We start from the raw sequence: 25,374 nt of genomic DNA on the forward strand, positions 1-25,374 counted from the left end.
GCCTGCAAATTTTGCCGTGGCTCTGGCTAAGCGATGCGCCCCCATCAAGTCCGTGCTGCTGGCTGATGATTGGGACGTGTATCGATGCCCCACTGCACGTTGATTACCGCAAGCCCCTGCAAATCTCCGACAGGTTGAACCTTGCTCGACCATTCTCCTTGGCCTGATACAAGGCTTGGTCTGCCAGCGCCACCAGCTGATGGGCGTCCTGCCCGGGTTTAGGCTGGAGGCAGCCGACCCCCTGTGAGATCGTCACCTTGTCAGCAACGAGTGACTTCACGTGAGGGATCTGCAGACGCTGTACAGCAGTGGATAGCTGCTCGGCAACGGTGGCGGCGCCATTGAGGTGGGTGCCAGGCAGAATGCAGACGAACTCTTCTCCGCCAAAGCGCGCGACCATATCGAATGGGCGCTTGATCACATCGACTAGTGCCTGCGCCACACGGCAAAGGCACTGGTCGCCTTGTAAATGCCCATAGTGGTCATTGAAGCGTTTGAAGTAATCGATGTCGATAAGGATCAGTGCCAGCCACCCTCCATCACGGCACACGTGACCCCACGTATCACTGAGGTGTTGCTCGAAGGCGCGTCGGTTGGCTATGCCTGTCAAACCATCGAGCGACGCTAGGCTCTTGAGGTAATCGCTTTGTAACTTCAAAGTCAGGTGGGTTTTCACCCGAGCACGGGCAATACCGGGATGAAATGGCTTGCTTATGTAGTCGACGGCTCCAAGCTCAAGTCCTTTTGCCTCGTCTGCTTCTTGCCCTTTGGCTGTCACGAATATCACAGGTATGTCCGCAGTCAACGGACTGGCCTTCAAACGACGACACACTTCGTAGCCATCGATGCCAGGCAACATCACATCGAGCAAGATCAGATCCGGGAACTGCGTCAGGGCGATATCCACGGCCTTATTACCATCCATGGCCATGTAAATCTCATGGTCTGCACGGAACAGCTCATTCAGTGCATGGATGTTGAGCGGCTGATCATCCACGATCAGTAAACGTGGCTTACCCCGCACGCGGCTAGATTCATCGTCCATCAACATTCCTTTTGATTGAATGAGCCAACTTATCGCACCAGACGGTCGCTGAATGGAAATCGAGGTCGTCAACGGCCTGCTTGAGCGCCTCGTAAAGCGCTTTACTCTGCAGCGGAACCCCCTCCTGCAAGGCTTCAGCCCGCTGGAGGGCGAGGAGATTGCTGTTGACCAACAGCTCACGTAAGTAACCCAAGTCACTCTCCCAGTCCCGTTCCGTCATTGCAGATTGGCGTTCAATAACGGACGCCATAGGCGCGGCAAAGGCAAGATTGAGCCGAGCGCGGTCGGACGCCAGTTGCATGTGCAGGTGCGATAGCCAGCGAGGGCTGGCCATGAACGATTGCCCGTCCTCTGCCGACGCCCACAGCAGGCGCTGCTCCAGCTCAGCAGCCAGCGCGGCCAGACCACTGGCCCCCATGGTACCTGCACTGCCCTTGATGGTGTGCAATTGCATCAGCGCACCGGATTTGTCAGCACTCCTGCAGTGTCGCTCCAACTGATCAAGATTCTGTCGCATCTCATCCGGGAAACGCTGCAGCACGTTACGCAACAGCGTCAAGTTGCCACCAAATCGCCGCAATACACTCTCGGTGGGTTCATCATCCGGCGGATCATCTGCCTGAGGAGAGGACCGGACAGGCTCTTCACGGCCCAGAAGCTGCGTGAGCACAACGACCAGTCTCTCCAGGTCGACAGGTTTGCCCACATGTTCATTCATTCCCGCAGCCAAGCACGCCTGTCGCTCGGAGAGTGAGGCGTTGGCCGTCATGGCGACAATGGGCAAGCCGGCATGCAACTTGTTTTGACGAATCCGGCGAGTCGCCTCCAGCCCGTCCATATCAGGCATCTGGACATCCATCAGTACGGCGTCGAAGGTTTGTGTGCCTTGCATCACAGCCTCAACGCCCAGCCGCCCCCCCTCGGCCAGCGTCACTTTGGCCCCCTCGAGCTCTAGCAGTTCCTGAGCCACTTGGCGATTGAGCGGGTTATCCTCAACCACCAACAACTTGATGCCCTCAAGCCTGGCTACCGGGCTCACGTGCGCAGTAGTATCAGAAGGTTGCGGTCCCGAGACGGCAAGTTCCACAGCAGTCACAAGTTGCTTCGGGGTGATGGGCTTACTCAGGACAGCGGCATAAGGCGCATGAGTTCCCTGCGGTAAATCCGCGAACACTTCGTGACTGTGCGCAGTAACCATTACCACCACCGGCGCAGTACCAACCATCGCATCCTGCATCAGGCGTGCTGCAGTCGAGCCATCGATGTCCGGCATACGCCAGTCCATCAGCACGACATCGTAAGGGGCCACATCCGCAGCCCTTACCACGCGCTCCACAGCCTCACGCCCTCTACTGGCCTGATCTACCCGCCAGCCTAACGCGACAGCCGTTCTTGCGAGTACTTCACGGGCGGTGTCGTTATCGTCGACTACCAACACCCTCAGGTCAGCGCTAGCTGTTGCTGCCGGCTCCTCAGTCTCCGTGGTATTCGCCAAGGCAAACTGCAGCTCAAACCAGAAGCAGCTGCCCTTACCCTGCTGACTCTCCACCTGCAGCGTGCCGCCCATCAGTTCAATCAACCGCTTGCAGATCACCAGCCCAAGGCCTGTTCCACCATAGCGACGACTGATGGATGCCTCGGCTTGACTGAACCCGTCGAAAATTCGCTCGATCTGCTCCTCGCTGATACCGATTCCAGTGTCGGTCACAGCAATTCGCAACCGGACAGCATCGGCATGACGAACACACTCACGCAGGCTCACGGTAATTTCACCACACTCGGTGAACTTCAGCGCATTACCAGCCAAGTTGATGAGAATCTGTTGAAGGCGCAGGCTGTCGCCAACCAGGCACTCAGGTAAGGAGGTATCGAGATCGAACAGCACTTCGACGTCTTTATCCGCCTGATTGCCCGACAGCACCACTGCGAGGTCCATCATTAACCGATTGAGCTCGAAAGGATGTGGATCGAGCTGCAACTTACCGGCCTCGATCTTGGAGTAATCAAGAATGTCATTGAGCAGCCCCAAGAGAGACTTGGCCGCACCGTGCGCTTTGCGGATATAGTCAAGTTGCCTCGAATCAAGCTGGGTGGCCTGAACCAAATGCAGCATGCCCAGTACAGCATTCATGGGAGTGCGGATCTCATGGCTCATGTTCGCCAGGAAAGCACTCTTGGCGGCACTGGCTGCGTCCGCCTGCTCCTTGGCGAAATACAAACTTGCCTGCAATTCGTGCTCTGCTGTGACATCCCGATTGATCCCCGTGACTTTCTGGCAGCCGGTTTCAGCAACATGCTCTATCCTGGCAGCGGCCTGAACATAACGGATATCGCCACTGGGTAATTGAAGACGGAACAATGTCTCGAACACGCCGTTCCCTTCCAGCAAGCCCTGGAGCCACCTGCTGGCGGTTTCCGCATCGTCGGGGTGCAACCGCTCCCGCCAGTGCTCATAACCAAGGCCTGATACTTTCAAGGCGAGCGGCTGTTGGTAAATTTCGAACATCCGATCATTCCACTGCAGATCATTTTCTTCAGGCGACCACGTCCATACTCCCAGCTTCGCCACGTCTGAAGCCAAGGCCAGCTGGTCGCGGGCCGAAGTGATGGCATCATGCTGACGGCGTTGCTCAGATAGATCGAAGAGTACGGCAACAAGCATGGGCTTACCGCCAATCTGCATGCCGCCCAGTGTGATTTGTGAGGGGAAGATGTGTCCATCTTTTCGTCGAGCCTGCACTTCTCGGGAAACCCCTGCCGTATCGCTGCTGGCTGGATCACCATGCGCATCCTTCGAGGGCGATAAGAAATCCTCGGAGAATGCGGGCAACAAAGCTCGCACATTGCTGCCAACAAGCTCGTCAGGCAGGTAGCCGAAAACGGTCTGGGTGGCACGGTTACAGGATTGAATCACCCCCGCTTGGTCGATCCTGATGACAGGGTTGACTGCAGTATCGAGAATGGTCTCTGTCAGCGTCAGGCTGTCGGCCAAACGCTGTTCTACCTGCTTGCGCTGGCTGATATCGATGGCGATGCCCAGGTAACCACTCAACATGCCATCAGCATTGTGCATACCGGTGACCAGCAAGGTCACACTGAACCGCGTGCCGTCCTTGCGCACGTATGTCCATTCCCGAACCTCCGCCTCGCCCAATGAAGCCTTCTGCACAAAGACGCGGAAACCTTTTATCGTTTCGCCATACGCCCGACTCAACGCCTCGCCACGCGTCGCCATCTCCTCAGCCAGGTGGAAAATACCAGGGGTGTGAATGCCAACAACTTCCTCGGCTGTATAGCCAAGCAATTGCTCAGCCCCGGTGTTGAAAACCGTGATTATGCCCGTGAGGTCGGTGGCGATGATCGAGACCTGTGATGCCGAGTGCAGAACGTTGGTCAGCAGGGCATTCAGCTCGCGGAGCTCTGTAGTGCGCTCGGCCACCTGATGCTCCAGGCCGACATTCAGCTCGAGAATGCGTGCCTCTGCCCGCTTCTGCGGGGTGATGTCGCGAACTGTCGTGGAGGCTCCGACGACCCGCCCGGCAGCATCACAAATAGGAGATACTGTTACCGAAACGTCCAAAGACTGGCCGTCTTTGCGCACGCGACGCGTCTCGAAATGCTCGATGCGCTCGCTCCGCGCGATCTTGCCCAGCAAATGAAATTCCTCATCCGCCAACTCGACGGGCAATACCAAGCCTACCAAGGTACGACCCAGCGCCTCGTCGCTGCTATAGCCAAAAATCTTCTCGGCCCCGTGGTTCCACGCCGTAACGATGCCATCCAAGGTCAGGCCAATGATTCCGTCGTTGGAATTTTCCACAATGGCCGCGAGCTTGGCCTGTTCAGCGAGAATGTCGCGTCGACGCCTACGGCTGACCCTGAAGATGCCCAACAATGCCATGACCAAAAAGGTGCTGCCCAGCCCAATGGCGAAGGTGCTACGCGGAGAAAACTGACGCAACTCCTTTACGAAAGAGGGATATGCAACCAACTCGATCTCCCAGCGACGACCAAAAACCACCTGGGTCAATTGGGTACGCATGACCTCCTGCTCGTCCTCGCTGCTTTGTTTACGCTCATAGAACTGCACCGGAGCAGCCGGATCAGTCGCATCACGCAACTGCAACCGCACACCATCGGAGGGCAATGGAAGCCCCGTCAGGACATCCTCGGTCAGCAGCGGCGCATAGCTCCAACCAAATCCTTGTGCCACGCGTTCGGAAACGGTGTCCGGCGTGGTGACCGTTCGGTAAATCGGCAACAGGAAAAGAAACGACTGCAGTGGCCTGCCCGTCGCCTGGACGAGCGTAATCGGGCCTGTAAGCCGCGCTTCGCCGCTCTGTAGCGCTGCCTCAGCGGCCTCTCGCCTGTTTTTCTCGGACGCGATATCCAGGCCAATCGCTGCCTGGTTCCTCGCCTGCGGCTCGACATACTGAATGATGAAGCGCTCGCCATCATGCGGGGAGAGCTGGTGTAGCGTGAAGTCAGGTTTCCCGTCGAGCCGGGCCTTTTGAAGAAAGGTGGTTTCTACACTGGCTGGGATACGACGGATGAAACCAAACCCGCGAGCCCCAGGAAACTCGGCATCAAAGTCTCGAGTCTTGCTGTAGGTTAAAAAGCCATCACGACTGGCCTGCTGCTCGCCCATGACCTGAATAGCGCCACGCGCGCCCCGCAAGCCAAATTGATAGAGATAAATGCGTGCAGCAACCGCCTCGCTCGTGCGTTGGACTGCACGGGTTAATGCGGCCTTGGCCTGCGCACTGTTGTGCTCCATCATACCGTAGGTGGCCAGAACCGTAATTACCAATCCTGACGCAAGAACAGCGCTCAGCGCTGTAACAGATCCGAATTTCAGAATGCGATCTTTCAATTTCACCCCACATCGCGGCTGGCCGAACGAGAAAAATCGATTGCCCTAAACGAGTTTCAGCTTGCCGCACTTCAACATCTGTCGCAGCTGCACAAAGGGCACTGGTCGGGCGTAGTGATACCCTTGCATGAACCTGCAACCTAATGCCATGAGTTTGTTTGCCTGCTCTTGGTTTTCCACTCCTTCGGCAATCAACTCCAACTCCAATGCCTGGCCCATGCGCACGATGGCCTCAATGATGGCGGCATCACTGTGGTCGTCGAGCATGTGTTGCACGAAACTCTTGTCGATTTTCAGCACATCGATAGGCAGTTGCTTGAGATAACTAAGACTGGAGTACCCAGTGCCAAAATCATCGATCGCGACCCGCACACCCAAGTTTTTCAGTGCCTCAAGCACCTCCCGTGCTTTGGAAACATTGTCTGCCAATACTCCCTCGGTGATTTCCAACTCAAGCATGTGTGCAGGAAGATCTGAATCCTCGAGCTCCCCACGTACCATGTCGAAGAAATTATCTTCACGGAATTGAACAGCGGAAATATTAACGCTGACAGGAACTTGAAAACCTGAATGCAACAGTGTGCATGCGTCTGCACACGACTGCGCCAACACTTGACGCCCCAACGGAACAATTAACCCAGTTTCCTCTGCGACTGGAATGAACTCAGCAGGTGAGACCAATGTACCGTCGGACTGCCGACAGCGAATCAACGCCTCCATGCCGCGCATGCATCCGGTCTGTGCATCCATCTTGGGCTGGTAGAAAACCTCGAAGAACCCCTCTTCCAAAGCGCTGCGCATATGTTGTTCGAGGATATGCCTAGCACGTGCGATGGTTTCCAATGTCCTGGAAAAAAAACGGGAACGGTTCCTACCCTCACGCTTTGCCTGGTACATAGCCGCATCTGCATGGCTGTATAGCGCCTCCAGATCGGTACTGTCCTCGGGGTAAATGCTGACGCCAATGCTTGCCGTGATGCTGTAACGCCTTTCGCCAATTTGCATGGGGGACGCAAGCGTCTTCAAGAACTGTTCGCTCAAATCACCGATAGCTTCTAGCCGAGTGACCTGCGGCAGCAAAATCACGAACTCGTCGCCTCCCTGCCGGCTCACCGTGTCCATGGGACGGAAGCTGCTGCTCAAGCGCTCGGCGACGCACTTGAGAATGGCATCTCCAACTGAATGCCCCTGTGAGTCATTGATGCTCTTGAAATGATCCAGATCCAACAGTAACAACGCGACCTTACCGCCGTTGCTCTTGGCCTGCTGGATCGCTTGGTACGAGCGGTTGGTGAACAGTTGACGGTTAGGCAAACCCGTAAGCGCATCGTAATAGGCCAATCGCTTGGCTTCGCTGCGCAGATTCAGGTGTGCACGCACATGGGCCTTTACCACAGGGACATTGATGGGCTTTTGAATAAAACCTACGCCTCCGAACTCCAAGGCGCGCACTTGGTTGTCACAATGGGTATGGGAGCTGACGAACAAAATGGCAGCATCACAGAGCTTCGGGTCGGTCTTGATCGCCCGGCACAGTTCAAAGCCATTCATGTCGGGTAACTCGATGTCGATCAGAATTAGATCTGGGCGACATTGCCCCGCCACCTGCAGCGCTTCACGGCCGTCATGGGCAACATGGACCTCACCGAGGCTGCTGATAGAATCTTGAAGAATTTCAAGATCGCTTGATTGATCATCAACGATCAGGATTACGGGGTTCATCTGCTCTGCCAGATCAAACATTTCTGACTCCTGGAAGTCCATTTCTCAGCGTCACCCTAGACGATCAACTGCGAAATGCGCAGTCAGGCAAGCCCCGCCAAAGCTTTCAGACGTGCGACCGTTTCCACGGACTCATCGTGTTCGATCGCCGCCCCCAAGCGCATGATGACCTGATCACGGTGCACGTGAGACTTCGGCAACGCGTAAACAGCGCCAATCAATTCACGCATCGACATCGGCAGCGCCCAACGCGCCTTCAGCGCAAGCGCAAAGGCCCGCCCGTACCTGGCAAGTGCCACCGATAACATCCCGTCATCAACCGCATGTCCGCGCCCAGCCCAAAGATCCACCTGATACAAGACACACAATTCGCCGATCCGGTGCAACAAAGCAGCGGCGTGCAGTGGCCCCGGATCCAAGGCGCATTGCCTGGCGAGTGATACAACTCGCTCAGCCAAACGCTCCGAGGCCACAAACTGCTCGTGTAACCATAATCCAACAAGCGGATCTTCAATCACCGATGACTGACGCAATGCCATTGCTATCGCCAAGTTAAGTGCGGTTCGCCCGCCAAGGCGCGTCAATGCTTGCGCCAAGCCCTCACAGGGGTGCAACCCTCCCCCATAAGTGGCGCTGTTCGCGGCCGAAATGAGGTAAGCGCACAGCGCCGGTTCGTTTTGCCAGTGAATAGCAAGCTCGCGAAAATCCGTCGCAACGCCACTGAACGCCTGCTGAAGGCTTTCCTTCACACTGGAAAACAGTGGCAGGTCCAGATCAGAGGCAGACAACTGCCCCAGATAAGTCTCCAGGCTATCACTGAGGGCAGGCGCCGCAGGAGCCGGCTCGTCCTCTGGCAATAGTCCATTGATCTTTGCCATGACGGCTGGAATATCAAAAGGTTTGGTGATGTAGGCACTGATACCCAACTGCCTTACTTCCAAAACGCTCTGCCGGTCAGAGCGCCCAGTTATGACCACCAAAGGTATTTCTGAATCAGACATGCGAATAGTACGAAGCAAATCTACGCCTGCGCCGTCGGGAAGATTCCAGTCCGACAGCACCAGCTGATAAAGCCCACTGCGCCAAGCAGCCAGCGCAGTTTCAACGCAGGAAAAACACTCGACCTCGGCCGCAGGTCGAGATGACTGGATCATCTGGCGAATAAGCTCAGACATCCACGGATCATCGTCCACCACCATGATGCGTATCGACAATACTGATCACTCCATTGACGAAGGCTGAGCCGGTTGCACTGATGCCCCCGATCATAATCCGCTAACGTTGATACGCGACGGCACCCAGGCTGCGGATGCATAGGGTATAGCACGCCTTGGTGAAGGATGTCTCAGCTCACGGCTTTGATAACCGTGCCTGGTCGCTCTGCCACCACCTGGTTACGCCCTAGTTGCTTTGCACGATAAAGCAGTTGATCCGCCCTCTCGAACACTTCGTCCATCGAACCGCCGGATCGCCAAAGCGCTACCCCCAGCGAAACAGTAATGTGCCCGACAGTCTCCAGAGCGGTCGATGCGATCAACAAGCGCAAACGCTCTGCGATCTCTGCCGCAGTAGCAACGGAGCTTTCGGGTAGCAGCAATACGAATTCTTCCCCACCAACCCGGCAAAGCAGGTCGGTTGGCCGGGAGTTCTGCTTCATCAGCCCAGCCACAGCACGCAGCGTCTCGTCACCGACGCCATGACCAAAGGTGTCGTTAACACGCTTGAAATGATCAATGTCCAAGGAAATCACAGCGATGGTCATCTTTGTGGACAACCAAACCGTGAGCGTTTCCTGCATGGCCCGACGATTGGCCAATCCCGTGAGTGGGTCACACTGAGCCTGGCGATTGAGTTTTCCGATCTTTTCCTGCAATAGCGTGGTGCTCAATAAAAGTGCCCGACGTAACTGCCAGCTTTCCACATAGTCGACAGGGATTGTACTGATGCGTTCGTAGCTTTCAGGTACGTCCAGGTGCTTGGCACTGTCCGCCAGCCGGGACAGCGGCCTGGAGATTCTCGTCCCAGACCACCAGATCAGTAACAAACCCAGCATGCCCAGTGGCACGATCCCTTTAGCCACCTTCAACGCGCTAACACTCAATGCATCCTGGACAACGGCCATTGGCTGCTGCGAAATAATGCCCCAATGACTACTCGGTATACCTGCGTAACCTGCAAGCATCTCTTTTCCATCCCCGTCGAGCGCCTTGAGAGAGCCAGTCGCCTGGCCCAGTGCAGCATCAACAATCCGATCAGGACCTAGCACCCGACCTATTTGCTGAGCATCAGGGTGATAAAGCACGCGCCGCTGATTGTCCACGAGAAAGACATAGGCTCCGTTTTGTCGACGGTTGAGATCCATCAGTGCTCGAAGCCTATTCTGCTGTTCCAGTCTGATGGTTCCCCCTACCAGGCCAAGATACTGCCCATTGGCATCGAAGACCGGATGCGATACAAAAACCACCAAATTGCCAGTGATCGATTGAAATGCGTTACTGATCATTGCACTTCGTCGTTCGAGGGGCTCACGGCCTTGCAAAGACTTGCCGTTCAACTGCAACCCTTCTGGTGCGGATGCCACGATGATTCCTGCAGCGTCGGTGACTAGCACGGAATTGAAACTGTTGTCTTGTTCCAGCAGCCGCCGGGCCTCGACAGCCAGTAGTTGTCGATTGGAGAACGTCGTCGAAACAACCGTCGAACTATATTTCAGGCGGTCAAGGTCAGAACTCAACACCCCCTCTAGAGCGTCGGCGATACGCGTAGCGTAAGCACGGTTGCCATCCAGCGCGCGTTCAACAAGCTCTTGCTTTTGAATGTTGAACATTACCCAAAATGTGTTGGCGAGCGTGGCAACGGCACTGAACATCGCAAACACAAGCAAAACGATGCGCAAGTTCAATCTAGGTTTTGGCTGGGAAGGCATTTGGCGTTCCGGAGGTATGAAATTCAACTTTGGCGAAATCGCAGCAATCAAAAGAGGAAGATGACCCCAAGCGTCTCTAGCCCCTTGGCAATCCTGCAACACCAGGATTTCAACGATTTTCTCATGCTTGAGCGCCCGTGACCAAGGGATAACCCTCGGCGGGTTTACTGCGGAACAAAAAATCTCGGTGGCTGACCCTACGGGAGTGAGCACACCAATAGATGACGTCACTGCACTGAGCGCAAAAATCCGCGCAGGCAGCCCCAGGCGAAATTTTCTAATGCCCGCCGACCGAAAAAGCCGCGCAAATGCCGGGCAAAAAAGATGAAAAAATGGGGGATCAACTGGGGGATTTCAGCACCTAACAGAATCTGAAAAATGTTTATTTTCATAAAGTTATGTGAATAAAAAGCTAACCAAAAGCCGGCTTTTTAATGCCCGAACCAAAGCCATTCTCGCAAAAACCTTGAACACCATTTATCTGACGCTAATCCGAGAATCGACGGATAAATGACGTTCGCATGGACCTTTCACCCTCCTGATCTAGGCTCAAGCCATATGGGAGGAGGTGTAGTCCATGCGCAAATTATTGGTTGGCTCGTCGATCCTGGCTTGTCTCGTGGTGTTGGGCGGCTGGAGGTCGAGCGGGGACCGGTGGAGACGGTGGTGGCCAATACGCGCGCGGTACGCTGAAGTCCTGTCGACGCTCGCACCTGTCCTTCAGTGTCGGCGGCCAGGTTGCCGAGTTGCTTGTCAGCGAGGGCCAGCGGGTCCAGCCGGGTGAGGTGCTCATGCGCCTGCGGCAAACCAAGCAACAGGCCAGGCTGCAGGAGGCAGAGGCGCGGCTGGAAGCCCAGCGCAACACCCGCGAACAGCGCTGCCAGCAAGCTCTCCTCTACCGGCGTGACCTTGATCGCCTGGGCCAGTTGGCCGACCGCAAGTTGATTGCCGCCGATCGCCTCGATCAGGCCGCGACCAAGGCCAAACTGGCGAAGTTGATGTGCAGTGCCAGTGCCGTGCTGATCCGCGAGGCCGACGCCAGCCTGCAGTTGTAGCGTTCACTGCTGGAACAGACGCCACTGCGTGCGCCATTCGCGGGCATCGTCGCAGAAATCAACGGCGAACTCGGCGAGTTCGTCACCCCTTCGCCGCCAGGTATTCCCACGCCGCCGGCAGTCGACCTGATAGACGACAGCTGCCCGTATGTAGAGGCACCAATCGATGAGGTGGACGGTGCCCGGGTTCACCCCGACACCACCGTACGGATCAGCCTGGATGCCTTCCGTGATCAGCATTTCACCGGGCGCGTCAGCCGCATCGCGCCCTATGTTCGCGAACTGGAGAAGCAGGCGCGCACCGTCGATGTCGAGGTGCGCTTCGACCAACCGCCAGCAGACCTGGCCCTGCTCACCGGCTATAGCGCCGATGTCGATATCCTACTGGAGCAGCACGCGGCAGCCTTGCGCATCCCCACCGATACCCTGCTGGAGGGGCAGCGCGTGCTGCGATATGACCCGAGCGCCCGGGTATTGCGCGAGGTGCAGGTGCAAACCGGGCTGAGCAACTGGGGCTGGACCGAGGTGCTGGCGGGGCTGGACGAGGACGCACGTATTGTCGCCAGCCACGAGCAAGAAGGTCTCAAAGATACCGTGGCGGTGATTCCGGTGGATGCCGAGGAGGCCGAGAAATGATCCGCCTGCGCGGCAGTAGCCGCAGCTTCCAGCTGGGCGAACAGCAGGTGATGGGGCTGGATGGTCTGGATCTGGACATCGCCGCCGGCGACTACATGGCAGTAATGGGACCGTCGGGCTCGGGCAAGTCGACCCTGCTCAACATCCTCGGCTTGCTCGATGCGCCGAGCGCCGGCGAATACTGGCTGCAGGGCGAGGCCTCGGCGGCGCTGAGCGAGGCGCGCCGCGCCCAGTTGCGCAGCCGACTGATAGGTTTCGTGTTCCAGCCCTACCACCTGATCGCGCGGCTGACGGTGCTGGAAAACATCGAGCTGCCGATGGTCCTCGCTGGCATCGGTGCCGCACAACGGCGCAAGCGCAGCAGCCAGTTGGTGGCACGCCTGGGGCTGGGCGAGCGCATTGCCCACCGCCCGGCCGAGCTGTCCGGTGGCCAGCGCCAACGCGTCGCGATAGCCCGAGCGATGGTCATGCAACCGGCGCTGCTATTGGCCGATGAGCCCACCGGCAATCTCGATAGCCAGGCCGGTGCAGAAGTCCTCAGCCTGCTGGAGGAGCTCAACGGCGAGGGCCTGACCCTGATAGTGGTGCCCCACGATTCCAACCTGGGCGCCCGCGCACAGCGCCAGCGACACATGCGTGATGGGCGGATCCACAGTATTGCGCCGCAGTGGGCGCCGACCTGATGCACGCTGCCGATGCCCTGGGCTTCTGGCTAGGTGCCTTGCGCGGGCATCGCTCGCGCAGCCTGATGCTACTGCTGGCCATCGCTATCGGGGTTGTCGCGGTCAATCTGTTCACCGGTCTTGGCGCAGGGGCGCGGGCCTTCGTCCTGAACGAGTTCTCGCTGCTTGGGCGTGACATCCTGATCGTTTTCCCGGGGCGCAAGGAAACCACCGGGCGAATGCCACCGCTCACCGGGCTGACGCCGCACGAGTTGACCTTGCAGGATGTTCAGGCCATCACCCAGTTACTGGGCATCCGCCGGGTCGCGCCGCAGCAGGCCGGGCAGATGGAGGTGATAGTCGGCAACCGCAATCGTGAGGTGCTGCCCCTTGGCACAACTCGGGACTTCTTCACCATTCGCCAACTGACGATCGTCCAGGGCCAGCCCCTGCCGACGCTGGACCCTGGGAAGGCCGAAGCCGTCTGCGTGATAGGCGGCAAACTCCGGCGCGAGCTGTTCGGGGCTCGCCCGGCCCTGGGTGAATGGTTGCGCGCCGGCGACCGGCGCTTCCGGGTGGTCGGTATCCTCGATGAGCGGGGCGAGTCGCTGGGAGTGGATTTCGCCGAGATGTTGATCATCCCGGTGGCCAGTGCCCAGGCCTTGTTCAATAGCGAGGTGTTGTCGCGGGTGTTTGTCGAGGTACATAGTCCCAGCTTTCTCAACCGTAGCCAGCAGCTGATACTCGCCGCGCTCAAGGAGCGCCACGAAGGTGAGGGGGACGTCACCCTGGTCAGCCAGGACAGCCTGCTCAGCGCCTTCGACCAGATACTCGCGGTGCTGACCCTGGCGGTAGCCGGCATAGCCGCGATCAGCCTTGGCATCCTGATCATGAACGTGACCTGGATTGCAGTCAGCCAGCGCAGCGCCGAGATCGGCCTGCTCAAAGCCATAGGCGTGACGGCGGCGCAGCTGCGACTGCTGTTCCTCGGCGAGGCGGCGCTGTTGGCCCTGACAGGGGCGCTGGCAGGGCTGCTGCTGGCCGAAACCTTGCTCTGGCTGGGGCGCCTGGCGTTCGATCTACCGCTCTATGCCCCCTGGTGGGCGCGTGCTGGCGCAGTGCTGCTGGCACTCGGCACGGCGCTGCTGTTCGCCTGGCTGCCGGCCGCTCGAGCTTCGGCGCTGGAGCCGGTGGCGGCGCTACGCCCGCCGGGGGCGCACTGATGCGCTGGCAAGATGGATTCCGGCTGACCAGCTCGGCGCTGACCTGCCCCCCGCTGCGCAGCCTGCTGACCCTGCTCGGGGTAGCGATCGGCATAGCCGCCGTGGCGCTGCTCACAGCCATAGGCGAAGGCGTACGCGGCTATGCGCTGGAGAACTTCTCGCAGTTTGGTACGCGGATCATCACCGTGCGCCCGGGCAAGCCCCAGACCAGCGGCCTCGGCGGCCTGCTCGGCAGCGTGCGGCCACTGACCATCCGTGACACCGACGCTCTGCGGCGCTTGTCGCATGTCGAGGCGGCGGTGCCGATCATTCAGGGCAGCAGGAATATCCAGTTCGGTCAACTGAGCCGGCGCAGCGACATTCTCGGTGGCGGCCATCAGATGGCGCAGGCCTGGCGCATGAAACTGAGCCTGGGCGAGTTCCTGCCGCCGGCGCGTGACGGCCGTTCGCCGCTCTATGTGGTGCTCGGCCATCAGTTGCGTACCGAACTGTTCGGGACGCGCAACCCGCTGGGTGAGCTGATCCGTGTCGGCGGCGTGCGTTTCCGGGTGATCGGCGTGATGGCGGAGAAAGGCCAGCTGCTCGGTTTCAACCTCGACGATATCGCCTACATCCCGGTGGACTGGGCGCAAAGCCTGTTCAACCGCACCGGGGTGGTCAAGGCCCATGTGGTATTCGGCGCAGGCACTACTTCACGGGCATTGAGCCGGCAGATTCGCGAGGTGCTCCGCGAACGACACAGCGTGGAGGACTTCAGCCTGACTACCCAGGACGACATGCTGCGCAGCTTCAACCGCGTTCTCCGCACACTGAGACCGGCCATCGGTGCCTTGGGGGGCATTTCGCAGAGCAAACAATTTCCGCAAACCGAGAAAATCAGCCTGAAACAGCCGAGTGCTGTCTCAGGCTGGTGGGCTGCTTTTTTCTTTCCTAGGCTTCTCCAACATCAAGCCGGCCTGAGATAACGCTTGAAAAACACACCGCCAGCTTGCCCAGTGCTCATTGCGTCGTGACCGCAAGCCCGTTGTTCTTCGATAAAAGTGAATTGTAATCCATGATCGCGGCGTCCAGAAAATTCCGCGCACTTTGAGCCAGACCTTCCGCCTCGAACTCATCCTCGCCAAACAGTCCGTCTTTGTTACCCTCGGGCAAAGCTGCAGATAAGAGCAACCTTGAGGCTCTGTGTCTCAGGCAGATCCTTCTGCTACAAAGCGAAGTCCGCGTGGTAACGCTTGGCTGCATCAGTCGATGCGCTGCCAATGAAGCTTCTGTTGCTGCTTCATTAGCAACCATCGAAACAGCCTTGTATAGATTATCCACAACCGAAAGTAGACGACCGGTCTATTTTTTTGATACGGTAAACCTATGACTCCCGATGCCCTATCATCAGTGCCTAGCAACAACCCTCGACATCGCGCGGAGCTTACGCTGCTTGGCGGCAACGCCTTTGGCTCGGGGCCAGGACTACAGGCGAATGCCACACCAACTTGGTTGCCTTTAGAAGCAAGCTCTAACCAATCTCCAGCTATTTGGTTCGTAATGCACGCCGACGAGCTTCTGCCATAAAAATTCCACCGAAAACTATACGACTGGTCTACTTTTAAGGAGTAGAGAAATCTATGCTCAATTTTGACCTCTACAACCCCACGCGAATTATCTTCGGTAACCAAACTATTGCCCGGCTGGATGAGCTGATTCCGACTGAAGCCCGCATTCTGCTGCTCTATGGTGGCCAAAGCGCTCGTGCGAGCGGGACGCTCCACGAAGTCCGAGAGGCATTAGGTTTCCGGGAGGTGCAGGAGTTCGGGGGTATAGAGCCGAACCCCAGCTACGAAACGCTAATCAGGGCCGTTGATACGGTTCGCCTCCATCGCTTGGACTTTCTACTAGCCGTTGGTGGAGGCTCGGTCATCGATGGCACTAAGTTCGTTTCCGCCGCTGTTGGCTACGACGGTGATGCTTGGGACATCCTTGAAACGCGGGGCGCAAGTATTCGGCAAGCCTTGCCATTCGGTACCGTACTAACTCTGCCCGCAACTGGCTCAGAAATGAACAACGGCGGAGTGGTAACTCGCCGAGCGACACAAGACAAGTTGCCGTTTCGCAGCCCTCACGTGTTCCCGCAATTCTCGATTCTTGATCCTACTAAGACCCAGACCCTCCCTGCCCGCCAACTCGCAAACGGCGTGGTAGATGCGTTCGTGCATGTCATGGAGCAGTACCTTACCTACCCAATCGATGCCCGCGTGCAAGATCGTTTTGCCGAAGGTCTTTTACAAACGCTGATCGAAATTGGCCCCCTTGTACTGAAAGAGTCCGCGGACTACAGCACGCGTGCCAACCTCATGTGGACGGCCACTTTGGCGCTCAATGGCCTGATCGGAGCGGGCGTACCACAGGACTGGTCCACCCACATGATCGGCCATGAGCTCACCGCGCTGTACGGCATCGATCACGCACGGACCCTGGCCATCGTACTTCCTGCGAACCTAGAGATTCGTCGTGAAGCCAAGCGCGCGAAGCTGCTGCAGTACGCCGAGCGGGTTTGGCAGATCAGCCAAGGGGACGAAGAACAACGGATTGACATGGCCATACAACAGACCCGCATGTTCTTCGAGAGCCTGGGCTTACCGACGCACTTATCCGCCTACAAGCTCGGCACTGACGCTATAGATGCGCTAATAAACCAGCTCGACACACACCACCTCACCGCGCTCGGCGAACACAACAACGTCAGCTTAGACGTCAGCCGCCGTGTGCTTGAAGCGAGCCTATAAGCCAACTTCCAGCACTGCTTATCCACACAGGCAGCGCATTACAAAACATACACAAGCACGCACAACTGCAAGGTATACGACATGAAGATTCTCCTCGTTCTGACTTCCCACGACCAGCTTGGTGACACTGGCGAGAAGACCGGTTTCTGGCTCGAAGAGCTTGCCGCGCCTTACTACGCCTTCATCGACGCTGGCGTGCAAGTGACCCTAGCATCGCCGAAAGGCGGTCAACCCCCCATCGACCCAAAGAGCAATGAGCCCGACTTCCAGACAGACGCCACCCGTCGCTTTCAGACCGATTCAGTCGCCACTCACGTGCTGGCCAACACCGAGAAACTGAGCGACGTGATCAGTTCCGAGTTTGATGCTGTGTTCTACCCTGGCGGCCATGGTCCACTGTGGGATCTTGCGGAGAACACCTTTTCTATCTCTCTGATCGAGCAATCAATCCAATCCGGCAAACCTGTCGGAGCGGTTTGTCACGCACCAGCAGTTTTGCGCCATGTCAAGAGTGTAGATGGCAAACCTCTGGTTGCAGGCAAGACAGTAACCGGTTTCAGCAATAGCGAGGAGGCTGCGGTGGGTCTAACTCAAATCGTACCTTTCCTGGTAGAGGATATGCTCAAGGCAAATGGTGGGCGCTATACCAAGGGTGCTGACTGGAGCGTTCATGTCGAAGTCGATGGGTTGCTCGTAACTGGCCAGAACCCAGCTTCCTCTGAAGCTACGGCTCACTCGCTGCTCAAACTGTTGGCCCAAGACTACGTCAATGTCCGCCTACGTAGTCTTCACACGTGAACACACCACAGACGAGGCTGAGTTGAAACTCTATGCCCGTAAAGCACCGGCAGCACGCCAGGGTCGGAACCTCACACCATTGGCCTTCTACGGCCAACTGGAGGTGCTCGAAGGCGGACCGATTGAAGGCGCAGTCATTCTTCAATTTCCGGACATAGCAGCAGCTCGAGAGTGGTACTCCAGCCCCGCCTACCAAGTGGCACTGCAACATCGTCTTAAAGGTGCGGTTTACCGAGTATTCCTGACTGATGGCATCAATTATTAGTAAATGCACCAGAAATTCCCGCAGTTTAGGCTCTGTCTACTTACCAGCCTCATTAACAAATCAAATTTACTTAAAATTACTGGAGAAACAGCATGGCATACGCATCCGTTAATCCCTATACAGGTGAAGTTCTAAAAAGTTTTCCAGATGCAACAGATATTCAGATTGAACAGGCTCTTGAGGCGTCTCACAACGCATTTCTTGTCTGGAAGAATTGCTCAATCGCAGAGCGTGGGGCCGTCCTTCAGCGAGCTGCCGACCTGCTGCGCGCGCGAGCAAACGACTATGCCCGGTTGCTAACACTGGAAATGGGCAAGATCACTGCCGAAGCATTAGGTGAAGTAGAAATTTCAGCAAGTATCTTTGAGTATTACGTTAAACATGCAGAAGCTTTGTTAACTCCGCAGAAGCTGCCGGTAGCCGACCCAGCCGAGGGTCAAGCAATCTTGGTCCATGAGCCGTTGGGCACTATCCTGGCCATTGAACCATGGAACTTTCCTTACTATCAAATTGCTCGAATTCTCGCACCGCAATTGGCAGCGGGTAATACCGTGCTGCTCAAACATGCTTCAAACGTACCGCAATGTGCCGAAGCTTTCGAACAACTACTGCTTGATGCTGGTCTACCTGCTGGCGCATTCAGCAACATGTACGCAACTCGCCAGCAAATCGAGACAATCCTCAACGACTCTCGAGTACACGGGGTGGCACTGACCGGTTCCGAAGGCGCAGGTGCCATCATCGCCTCCCAGGCTGGCAAGGCACTGAAGAAATCTACATTGGAACTGGGGGGGGCAGATGCCTTCATAGTTCTGCGCGACGCTGAACTGAAAAAGACCGTGAAGTGGGCTGTTGTAGGCCGTCACTGGAATGCTGGACAGGTGTGCATATCATCCAAACGCATGATTGTAGTGGAAGAAGTCTACGACGAGTTCCTGCGCCTTTATGCCGAAGGTGTAGCACAACTGAAGGCCGGCGACCCGTTCGATCCGGAAACAAATCTAGCTCCCCTGTCATCTCAAACTGCCGCCGACGAAATCCGCGCGAAGATTCGTGAAGCAGTCAACTACGGCGCTACGGCCACCGAGGTTGGGCCCAAGGTACCAAGCAAGGGTGCATTTGTTCAACCGACCATTCTGACCAACCTGACGCCTGATAACCCTGCCTACTACTGGGAGTTCTTCGGTCCAGTCTCGATGATCCTACGAGCTAAAGACGAAGAAGACGCGATAGCTATCGCCAACGACTCTCCGTTCGGGCTCGGTGGTTCGGTATTCACCGCAGACGCCCAGCATGGTGTTGAGGTTGCTAAGCGCATCGAGACAGGCATGGTGTTCGTCAATCACCCAACGTCATCGAAAGCCGACCTACCTTTCGGCGGAATCAAAAGATCTGGTTACGGTCGCGAGCTGATTGGTTTGGGAATCAAGGAATTCGTCAACCACAAGCTGATTAACGTCATGGATATCGACGCGCCGTTCTGACTTACATCTTCACCTAAACGCAAACAGGCCTCAGTGCTTTTATGCAGCAGCCCCCCCTCGTTGATGAAGAGATCGGGGGGGGCTGGACTACGTAGCCAAGCCTGGCGCGCAGCACAGCGCGCTCCACGCCGATCCAGAAGCAGGCTGAAAAGATACGACGATAGGAATGTCTGCACGAATACACAACTACATATTGACATATGCCAATATCTAAAATAATCTCAACCAAACCCATCGCACTCACCTCAGGAGGTAACCCATGCAAAATTCCAGTGATACCCATCCGAGCTACCTTCCCGACCACAGCTACGGCCTGTTTATCGACAACCAGTGGGTGGCCGCCGAAAACGGTGAAACCCTCAACATTATCAACCCCGCCAACGGAAAAATTCTCACCAACATCCCAAACGCCACAGCTGCCGACGTCGACCGCGCGGTGCAGGCCGCAAAACGCGCCTTCGTGACCTGGCATACCACCTCGCCAGCGGAACGCGCCAATGCGTTGCTGAAGATCGCCGACCTGCTGGAAGCCGATGCCGATCGGTTCGCCGTTCTGGAAACCCTTGATGTAGGCAAACCCATTCGTGAAAGTCGCTCCGTCGACATCCCACTGGCGATTGATCACTTCCGCTACTTCGCCGGCGCAATCCGCAGCCAGTCGGATGAGGCGGTCATGCTGGATGAGCAAACACTCAGCATCGCTCTCAGTGAACCCCTCGGCGTCGTGGGCCAAGTGATTCCGTGGAACTTCCCGCTTCTTATGGCCGCCTGGAAGATCGCTCCAGCCATCGCGGCGGGTAACACCGTAGTCATCAAACCTTCTGAGCTGACCCCGGTAACCATCCTTGAACTGGCGAAGATCTTCGCCAAGGTACTTCCGGCCGGCGTGGTCAACATCGTCACAGGCTTAGGCACCTCAGTTGGCCAGGCGTTACTGGATCATCCAGACCTGCGCAAGCTTGCCTTCACTGGCTCGACGCGTGTCGGCGAACTCGTCGCCAATGCGGCAGCGAAGAAAATCATTCCTGCCACCCTTGAACTGGGCGGCAAGTCGGCCAACATCGTTTTCCCCGATGCGAACTGGGATAAGGCCGTGGAAGGCGCAGCCCTCGCCATCCTGTGGAACCAAGGCCAAGTCTGCGAATCCGGCGCACGGCTGTTCGTTCACGAGTCCATCTACGAGCGATTCCTGGCTGAGCTCAAGCATAAGTTCGAAGCTGTGCGTGTGGGCGACCCATTGAACCCAGACACCATGATGGGCGCACAGGTCAGCAAGACCCAGATGGAACGGATCCTCGGCTACGTTGATATCGCCAAACAGGAAGGTGCCGAGGTACTGATCGGCGGCGGTCGTCTTACAGGTGCCGATTACGATGCCGGCTTCTTCATCCAGCCAACGATTCTGGTCGGTGTTCGCAACGATATGCGCGTCGCCTACGAGGAAATTTTCGGCCCTGTTCTGTGCGTCATTCCTTTCAAGGATGAAGCGGAGGTCATCGCCATGGCCAACGACTCCGAGTACGGCCTAGCGGGTGCAGTCTGGACCCAAGACATCAACCGGGCGTTACGTGTGGCACGCGCGGTGGAAACCGGACGTATGTGGGTAAATACCTACCATGAGATCCCTGCCCATGCCCCCTTTGGTGGCTATAAGAAATCTGGCCTAGGACGGGAAACTCACAAGTCAATGCTGGAAGCCTACAGCCAGAAGAAGAATATCTACGTCAGCCTCAACGAAGCACCGCTCGGGCTCTTCTGACCTCGTTAATCCATGTTTTTTTGACTTATAGCATCGAATATTTTAGATATGCAGGTAAACGAAATGACACAATCAGAACTTTTCAAAACCACTCAGCTGGGCCCGTACACCCTCAAGAACCGTATCGTTCTGCCGCCACTGACGCGTTCGCGCAGCTCCCAACCCGGCAATATTGCGAACGACCTAATGGCCACATATTACCGTCAGCGCAGCGGTGCTGGCTTCATGGTGACCGAGGGCACACAGATCGAACCCCGAGGACAGGGTTATGCCTGGACACCCGGCATTCATAGCCCAGAACAGATACAAGGCTGGCGTAAGGTCACCGACGCTGTTCACGCCGAAGGGGGGGTGATCTTTGCTCAACTTTGGCATGTAGGCCGCGTGTCGCACACATCGCTGCAACCCGGTGGTGAAGCGCCCGTCGCGCCATCATCCATCCGCGCGGACAACGTCAAGGTGTTCATCGAAACTGGCCCCGGCACGGGTGCACTGGCCGACCCATCGACCCCACGAGCCCTGTCCACCAAGGAGGTAAAGGAACTGGTTGAGCTCTACGCCCAAGCAGCCCGAAATGCTTTAGACGCAGGTTTTGACGGGGTGGAGCTTCACTGCGCGAACGGGTACCTGGTAAACCAGTTCATTTCGGCCCATGCCAACCAGCGTGATGATGAATATGGCGGTTCGCTGCAGAACCGTCTTCGCTTCCTGCGCGAAATCACCCTCGCCGTTGCTGGTGTCGTCGGCAAGGAGCGCATGGGCGTTCGCTTCGCCCCGCTGTTCGCGACCACAGACGAAGACCGCGTATACCTTGGCCTGGTCGAAGAAGATCCTCACCAAACCTACATCGAGGCAGTGAAGATCCTCGAGGAAGTGGGCATTGCCTACCTGTCGCTCGCCGAAGCCGATTGGGAAAACGCACCCGAGCTGCCTGAGACGTTCCGGGAAGATGTTCGTAAGACCTTCAGCGGCAAGATTCTCTATGCCGGCAAGTACACCGCTGAACGAGGAAATCGCGTGATAAAAGCTGGCTGGGGCGACCTGATCGCTTTTGGTCGCCCCTTCATTGCGAACCCCGACCTGCCCGCTCGTATCGCCAACAACTGGCCGCTTAACCCACTTGATCCAAGCAGCATGTACGGCGGTACCGATAAGGGCTACACCGACTACCCGATTTACAAATCCTAAACGCTCAATGCCACGCCCCATAACTCAGGGGCGTGGCTCAGCGTTTGCTGACCGAGGAAGTTAAACATGTACCAACCGAGCACGATCCCCTACCAAGAGCATAGGGGATTCAAACGAACCTTCAGGCAGGGTCATCTAAGCCTTGGGCTGTTCTTTCCCCTAGAGGCTTTCGAAGGTGATACACCGAGCATGCTAGATCAGGTCGCGCTGGCCAAACGTGCAGAGGCACTTGGTTTTTCGGCGCTCTGGTTTCGCGACGTCCCACTCAGGGACCCAAGCTTCGGCGATGTCGGCCAGGTTTTCGACCCTTGGGTGTATCTGGGCTACATGGCAGCCCATACAACAAAAATCGCACTAGGTACCGCCTCCATCGCCCTTACTTTGCGTAATCCCTTGCACACGGCAAAGGCCGCAGCGAGCATTGATCAGTTGAGCGGAGGTCGCTTGCTCCTGGGAGTAGCCTCTGGCGATCGTCCCGTGGAGTTTCCCGCATTCAGCATTGATCCAGAAAAGCGTGGCGAGACCTTTCAAGAAAACTTCAATGTGATACGCCAAGCCCATCGAACACACTTCGAGCCCATTCGCTGGAGTCACGGCGAGTTACTGGGGGCCGACCTCGTTCCCAAACCTACGACTCGGGAAATACCGCTATTCGTAACCGGACACAGCCGCCAGCCGCTCGATTGGATCGCACGTGAAAGCCATGGATGGATCAACTATCCACGTCCGCCAAAAATACAGCGACTGATCGTGGAGGATTGGAGACAGGAAATAGTTAAACAGTGTGGCACTATCTACAAGCCGTTCTTGCAATCGCTTTATATCAACCTGGACGAACACCCATCCACGCCGCCCTCGCATATCCATCTAGGATTCCGACTAGGACGTAACCACCTTCGGACCTTGCTGGATACACTTCAGGAAATCGGTGTAGATCACGTCATCCTGAACCTCAAGTATGGTAAACGCCCCGCAGCCGAGGTTATCGAGGAAATTGGCAAGCATATCGTCCCGCAATTCGGCGCACAGGTGCCCGATAGTTCTACCTGACAGGACAATAGGATTCCAGTCCAGACCAGCCAGTCATTGCCACGGGCAGGCGCGCAGAGATCACGGCGAAGCCTTCCAATTTGATGCGCGAACCAGGAAGATATCTAGATATCGTAAAAAACAGGTATTAAAAAATTCATGACTATTGACGTCAACGAAGCCCTGAAAGCATTGGCGAACCCGATGCGCCTTGCCATCCTCAATTGGCTCAAGGATCCCAGGACAGTCTTTCCTGAGCAGGAGGTCGACCCAGAAACGGTAGGTGTGTGCGTCAGTATCATCCAAGAGCGCACGGGCCTCTCGCAGTCAACGACATCGCTTTATCTCGCAGCTCTACAGCGCGCGCAATTGGTGACATCGCAGCGGATCGGCCCCTGGACCTACTACAAACGCCACGATGGGAATATCGATGCCTTCTTCAAGGCGCTGCAAGAAAGAATCTAGGGCTGCAACCCTTGTATTTCTGACTGATTTCAGTCTTTGCCGATGTCAAAAACAGCAATCTGACCAAATAACGATCAGATCATCCGAAGCTTCGAGTGATCGAACAGCATTACCAGTGATGCGGTGCGCGGAAAAAACGCTCCTATAGCAAAACTGCCACTTGACAACGCTGAAACCAGGGGCTGTATACGCAAAAGAGAGCACACTCCAGAGAGGGACGCGAAGCCCTTCAAGTGCTCTTCTACGGCCAACCTTCTTTAGGGATGGTCTGAAAAAGACTTCCTGAATCTGGTGAAATACGCCGATCCCGTTGCCCGAGTTTCCCGATGAAGCAAATGACCTTCGCCGACGCCGAGTACGCCGGCAAGCGCAAGCAGACCCGCAAGGAGTTGTTCCTGATCGAGATGGATCAGGTGGTGCCGTGGAAGGGTTTGATTGCCCTGATCGAGCCGCACTACCCCAAGGGTGAAGGTGGCCGTCCGGCGTATCCGCTGATGGCGATGCTGCGCGTACATCTGATGCAGAACTGGTTCGGCTACAGCGATCCGGCGATGGAAGAAGCGCTCTACGAGACCACCATCCTGCGCCAGTTTGCCGAGCTGAGCCTGGAGCGCATTCCCGATGAAACCACCATCCTCAATTTCCGTCGCCTGCTGGAGAAGCAAGAGTTGGCGGCTGGGATTTTGGCGGTGATCAATGGTTACCTGGGCGACCGGGGGCTGTCGCTGCGCCAGGGCACCATCGTCGATGCCACGCTGATCCATGCGCCGAGTTCGACCAAGAATCAGGACGGCAAGCGCGACCCGGAAATGCACCAGACGAAGAAGGGAAACCAGTATTACTTCGGCATGAAGGCGCACATCGGCGCCGATGCCGAGTCCGGCCTGGTGCACAGCGTGGTGGGGACGGCAGCCAACGTTGCAGACGTTACCCTGGTCGACAAACTGCTGCACGGAGAGGAAAACATGGTGGGTGCCGACGCGGGTTACACCGGCGTCGAGAAGCGCCCGGAACATGAAGGCCGGGAGGTGATCTGGCAGATCGCGGCCCGCCGCAGTACGTACAAGAAGCTGAGTAAGCGCAGCGCGCTGTACAAAGCCAAGCGCAAGATCGAGAAGGCCAAGGCCCAGGTGCGCGCCAAGGTTGAGCACCCGTTCCGGGTGATCAAGCGCCAGTTCGGTTATGTGAAGACACGCTTCCGTGGCCTGGCGAAGAACACGGCGCAGCTGGTGACATTGTTTGCGCTGTCGAACCTGTGGATGGCGCGCCGGCATTTGCTGACGAATGCAGGAGAGGTGCACCTGTAATGTGGGAAATGGCCGCAACGCGGTGCCCGCGGCGGCTAAAAACACAGGAATAAGCGGGTGATCTGATCGTTTTTGATCAGTTTGCCGCGCTTCAAAATCGGCGGAGGCTGAAGTCGACCGGAAATGCAGGGCTACTTCAGACCATCCTTAGGGGGCAGCA

Annotated in this window: 19 protein-coding genes and 1 pseudogene; 14 read left to right on the forward strand and 6 right to left on the reverse strand. The window is 56.9% G+C overall.

Annotated elements, in window-relative coordinates:
* Positions 1 to 103 precede the first annotated feature (103 nt).
* The 5 genes from LMH93_RS16900 to LMH93_RS16920 form a co-directional block, all read right to left on the reverse strand.
* Positions 104 to 1,045: a diguanylate cyclase domain-containing protein gene (locus LMH93_RS16900; RefSeq protein WP_070095688.1), complete on the reverse strand. Its 942-nt coding sequence runs from the start codon at positions 1,043 to 1,045 to the stop codon at positions 104 to 106.
* Complete coding sequence (locus LMH93_RS16905; RefSeq protein ID WP_230064404.1) at positions 1,035 to 5,918, reverse strand: PAS domain S-box protein; 4,884 nt, start codon at positions 5,916 to 5,918, stop codon at positions 1,035 to 1,037. The genes LMH93_RS16900 and LMH93_RS16905 overlap by 11 nt, the downstream gene beginning before the upstream one ends.
* A gap of 45 nt (positions 5,919 to 5,963) precedes the next feature.
* Entirely contained in the window at positions 5,964 to 7,661 is a 1,698-nt protein-coding gene (locus LMH93_RS16910; protein WP_070095686.1) for a putative bifunctional diguanylate cyclase/phosphodiesterase, read from the reverse strand.
* A gap of 62 nt (positions 7,662 to 7,723) precedes the next feature.
* Complete coding sequence (locus tag LMH93_RS16915; RefSeq protein WP_139139753.1) at positions 7,724 to 8,854, reverse strand: response regulator; 1,131 nt, start codon at positions 8,852 to 8,854, stop codon at positions 7,724 to 7,726.
* Positions 8,855 to 8,985: 131 nt separating this feature from the next.
* The gene (locus tag LMH93_RS16920) at positions 8,986 to 10,566 is read right to left on the reverse strand and encodes a sensor domain-containing diguanylate cyclase (protein WP_070095685.1); all 1,581 of its coding nucleotides are present in this window, start codon (positions 10,564 to 10,566) and stop codon (positions 8,986 to 8,988) included.
* 746 nt (positions 10,567 to 11,312) lie between these two features.
* Between LMH93_RS16920 and LMH93_RS16925 the strand changes: the two genes are divergently transcribed.
* From LMH93_RS16925 to LMH93_RS16945, 5 genes and pseudogenes are all read left to right on the forward strand, one after another.
* Positions 11,313 to 11,621 (forward strand): biotin/lipoyl-binding protein, encoded by a 309-nt coding sequence (locus tag LMH93_RS16925; protein WP_230064405.1) that lies wholly within the window; start codon positions 11,313 to 11,315, stop codon positions 11,619 to 11,621.
* Between the two features lie 57 nt (positions 11,622 to 11,678).
* Positions 11,679 to 12,257: an efflux RND transporter periplasmic adaptor subunit gene (locus LMH93_RS16930; RefSeq protein WP_230065369.1), complete on the forward strand. Its 579-nt coding sequence runs from the start codon at positions 11,679 to 11,681 to the stop codon at positions 12,255 to 12,257.
* Positions 12,254 to 12,940: an ABC transporter ATP-binding protein gene (locus tag LMH93_RS16935; RefSeq protein WP_070095684.1), complete on the forward strand. Its 687-nt coding sequence runs from the start codon at positions 12,254 to 12,256 to the stop codon at positions 12,938 to 12,940. Before LMH93_RS16930 ends, LMH93_RS16935 begins: the two co-directional genes overlap by 4 nt.
* Positions 12,940 to 14,142, forward strand: a complete 1,203-nt coding sequence (locus LMH93_RS16940; RefSeq protein ID WP_070095748.1) for an ABC transporter permease — start codon at positions 12,940 to 12,942, stop codon at positions 14,140 to 14,142. Before LMH93_RS16935 ends, LMH93_RS16940 begins: the two co-directional genes overlap by 1 nt.
* Positions 14,142 to 14,987: pseudogene (locus LMH93_RS16945) on the forward strand (ABC transporter permease); the annotation flags it as partial. The gene LMH93_RS16940 and the pseudogene LMH93_RS16945, both read left to right, overlap by 1 nt.
* Positions 14,988 to 15,141: 154 nt before the next feature.
* Here the strand turns inward: LMH93_RS16945 and LMH93_RS16950 are convergent.
* Positions 15,142 to 15,435: a hypothetical protein gene (locus LMH93_RS16950; RefSeq protein ID WP_175442710.1), complete on the reverse strand. Its 294-nt coding sequence runs from the start codon at positions 15,433 to 15,435 to the stop codon at positions 15,142 to 15,144.
* Between the two features lie 326 nt (positions 15,436 to 15,761).
* Here LMH93_RS16950 and LMH93_RS16955 point away from each other — a divergent pair, with 326 nt between their 5' ends.
* The 9 genes from LMH93_RS16955 (at position 15,762) to LMH93_RS16995 (ending at position 25,214) form a co-directional block, all read left to right on the forward strand.
* Positions 15,762 to 16,919, forward strand: coding sequence for an iron-containing alcohol dehydrogenase (locus tag LMH93_RS16955; RefSeq protein ID WP_070095683.1), 1,158 nt, complete (start codon positions 15,762 to 15,764; stop codon positions 16,917 to 16,919).
* 81 nt (positions 16,920 to 17,000) lie between these two features.
* The gene (locus tag LMH93_RS16960; RefSeq protein WP_070095682.1) at positions 17,001 to 17,717 is read left to right on the forward strand and encodes a type 1 glutamine amidotransferase domain-containing protein; all 717 of its coding nucleotides are present in this window, start codon (positions 17,001 to 17,003) and stop codon (positions 17,715 to 17,717) included.
* Positions 17,689 to 17,982, forward strand: a complete 294-nt coding sequence (locus LMH93_RS16965) for a DUF1330 domain-containing protein (protein WP_083285012.1) — start codon at positions 17,689 to 17,691, stop codon at positions 17,980 to 17,982. Before LMH93_RS16960 ends, LMH93_RS16965 begins: the two co-directional genes overlap by 29 nt.
* A gap of 92 nt (positions 17,983 to 18,074) precedes the next feature.
* The gene (locus LMH93_RS16970; RefSeq protein ID WP_070095681.1) at positions 18,075 to 19,466 is read left to right on the forward strand and encodes an NAD-dependent succinate-semialdehyde dehydrogenase; all 1,392 of its coding nucleotides are present in this window, start codon (positions 18,075 to 18,077) and stop codon (positions 19,464 to 19,466) included.
* A gap of 259 nt (positions 19,467 to 19,725) precedes the next feature.
* Complete coding sequence (locus tag LMH93_RS16975) at positions 19,726 to 21,225, forward strand: aldehyde dehydrogenase family protein (RefSeq protein WP_070095680.1); 1,500 nt, start codon at positions 19,726 to 19,728, stop codon at positions 21,223 to 21,225.
* A gap of 63 nt (positions 21,226 to 21,288) precedes the next feature.
* Positions 21,289 to 22,413 carry an alkene reductase gene (locus LMH93_RS16980; RefSeq protein WP_070095679.1) on the forward strand — a complete coding sequence of 375 codons (1,125 nt, stop codon included), beginning with the start codon at positions 21,289 to 21,291 and terminating at the stop codon, positions 22,411 to 22,413.
* A 66-nt stretch (positions 22,414 to 22,479) separates the two neighbouring features.
* A complete protein-coding gene (locus LMH93_RS16985; protein ID WP_070095678.1) occupies positions 22,480 to 23,463 on the forward strand; it encodes an LLM class oxidoreductase in 984 nt (327 codons plus the stop codon).
* 138 nt (positions 23,464 to 23,601) lie between these two features.
* Positions 23,602 to 23,907, forward strand: a complete 306-nt coding sequence (locus tag LMH93_RS16990) for an ArsR/SmtB family transcription factor (RefSeq protein ID WP_010953420.1) — start codon at positions 23,602 to 23,604, stop codon at positions 23,905 to 23,907.
* 326 nt (positions 23,908 to 24,233) lie between these two features.
* Positions 24,234 to 25,214, forward strand: coding sequence for an IS5 family transposase (locus LMH93_RS16995; protein ID WP_070095677.1), 981 nt, complete (start codon positions 24,234 to 24,236; stop codon positions 25,212 to 25,214).
* Positions 25,215 to 25,374 lie beyond the last annotated feature (160 nt).

It is taken from the genome of Pseudomonas sp. CIP-10 (assembly GCF_020911845.1).
GTDB classification, from domain to species: Bacteria; Pseudomonadota; Gammaproteobacteria; order Pseudomonadales; family Pseudomonadaceae; genus Aquipseudomonas; species Aquipseudomonas alloputida.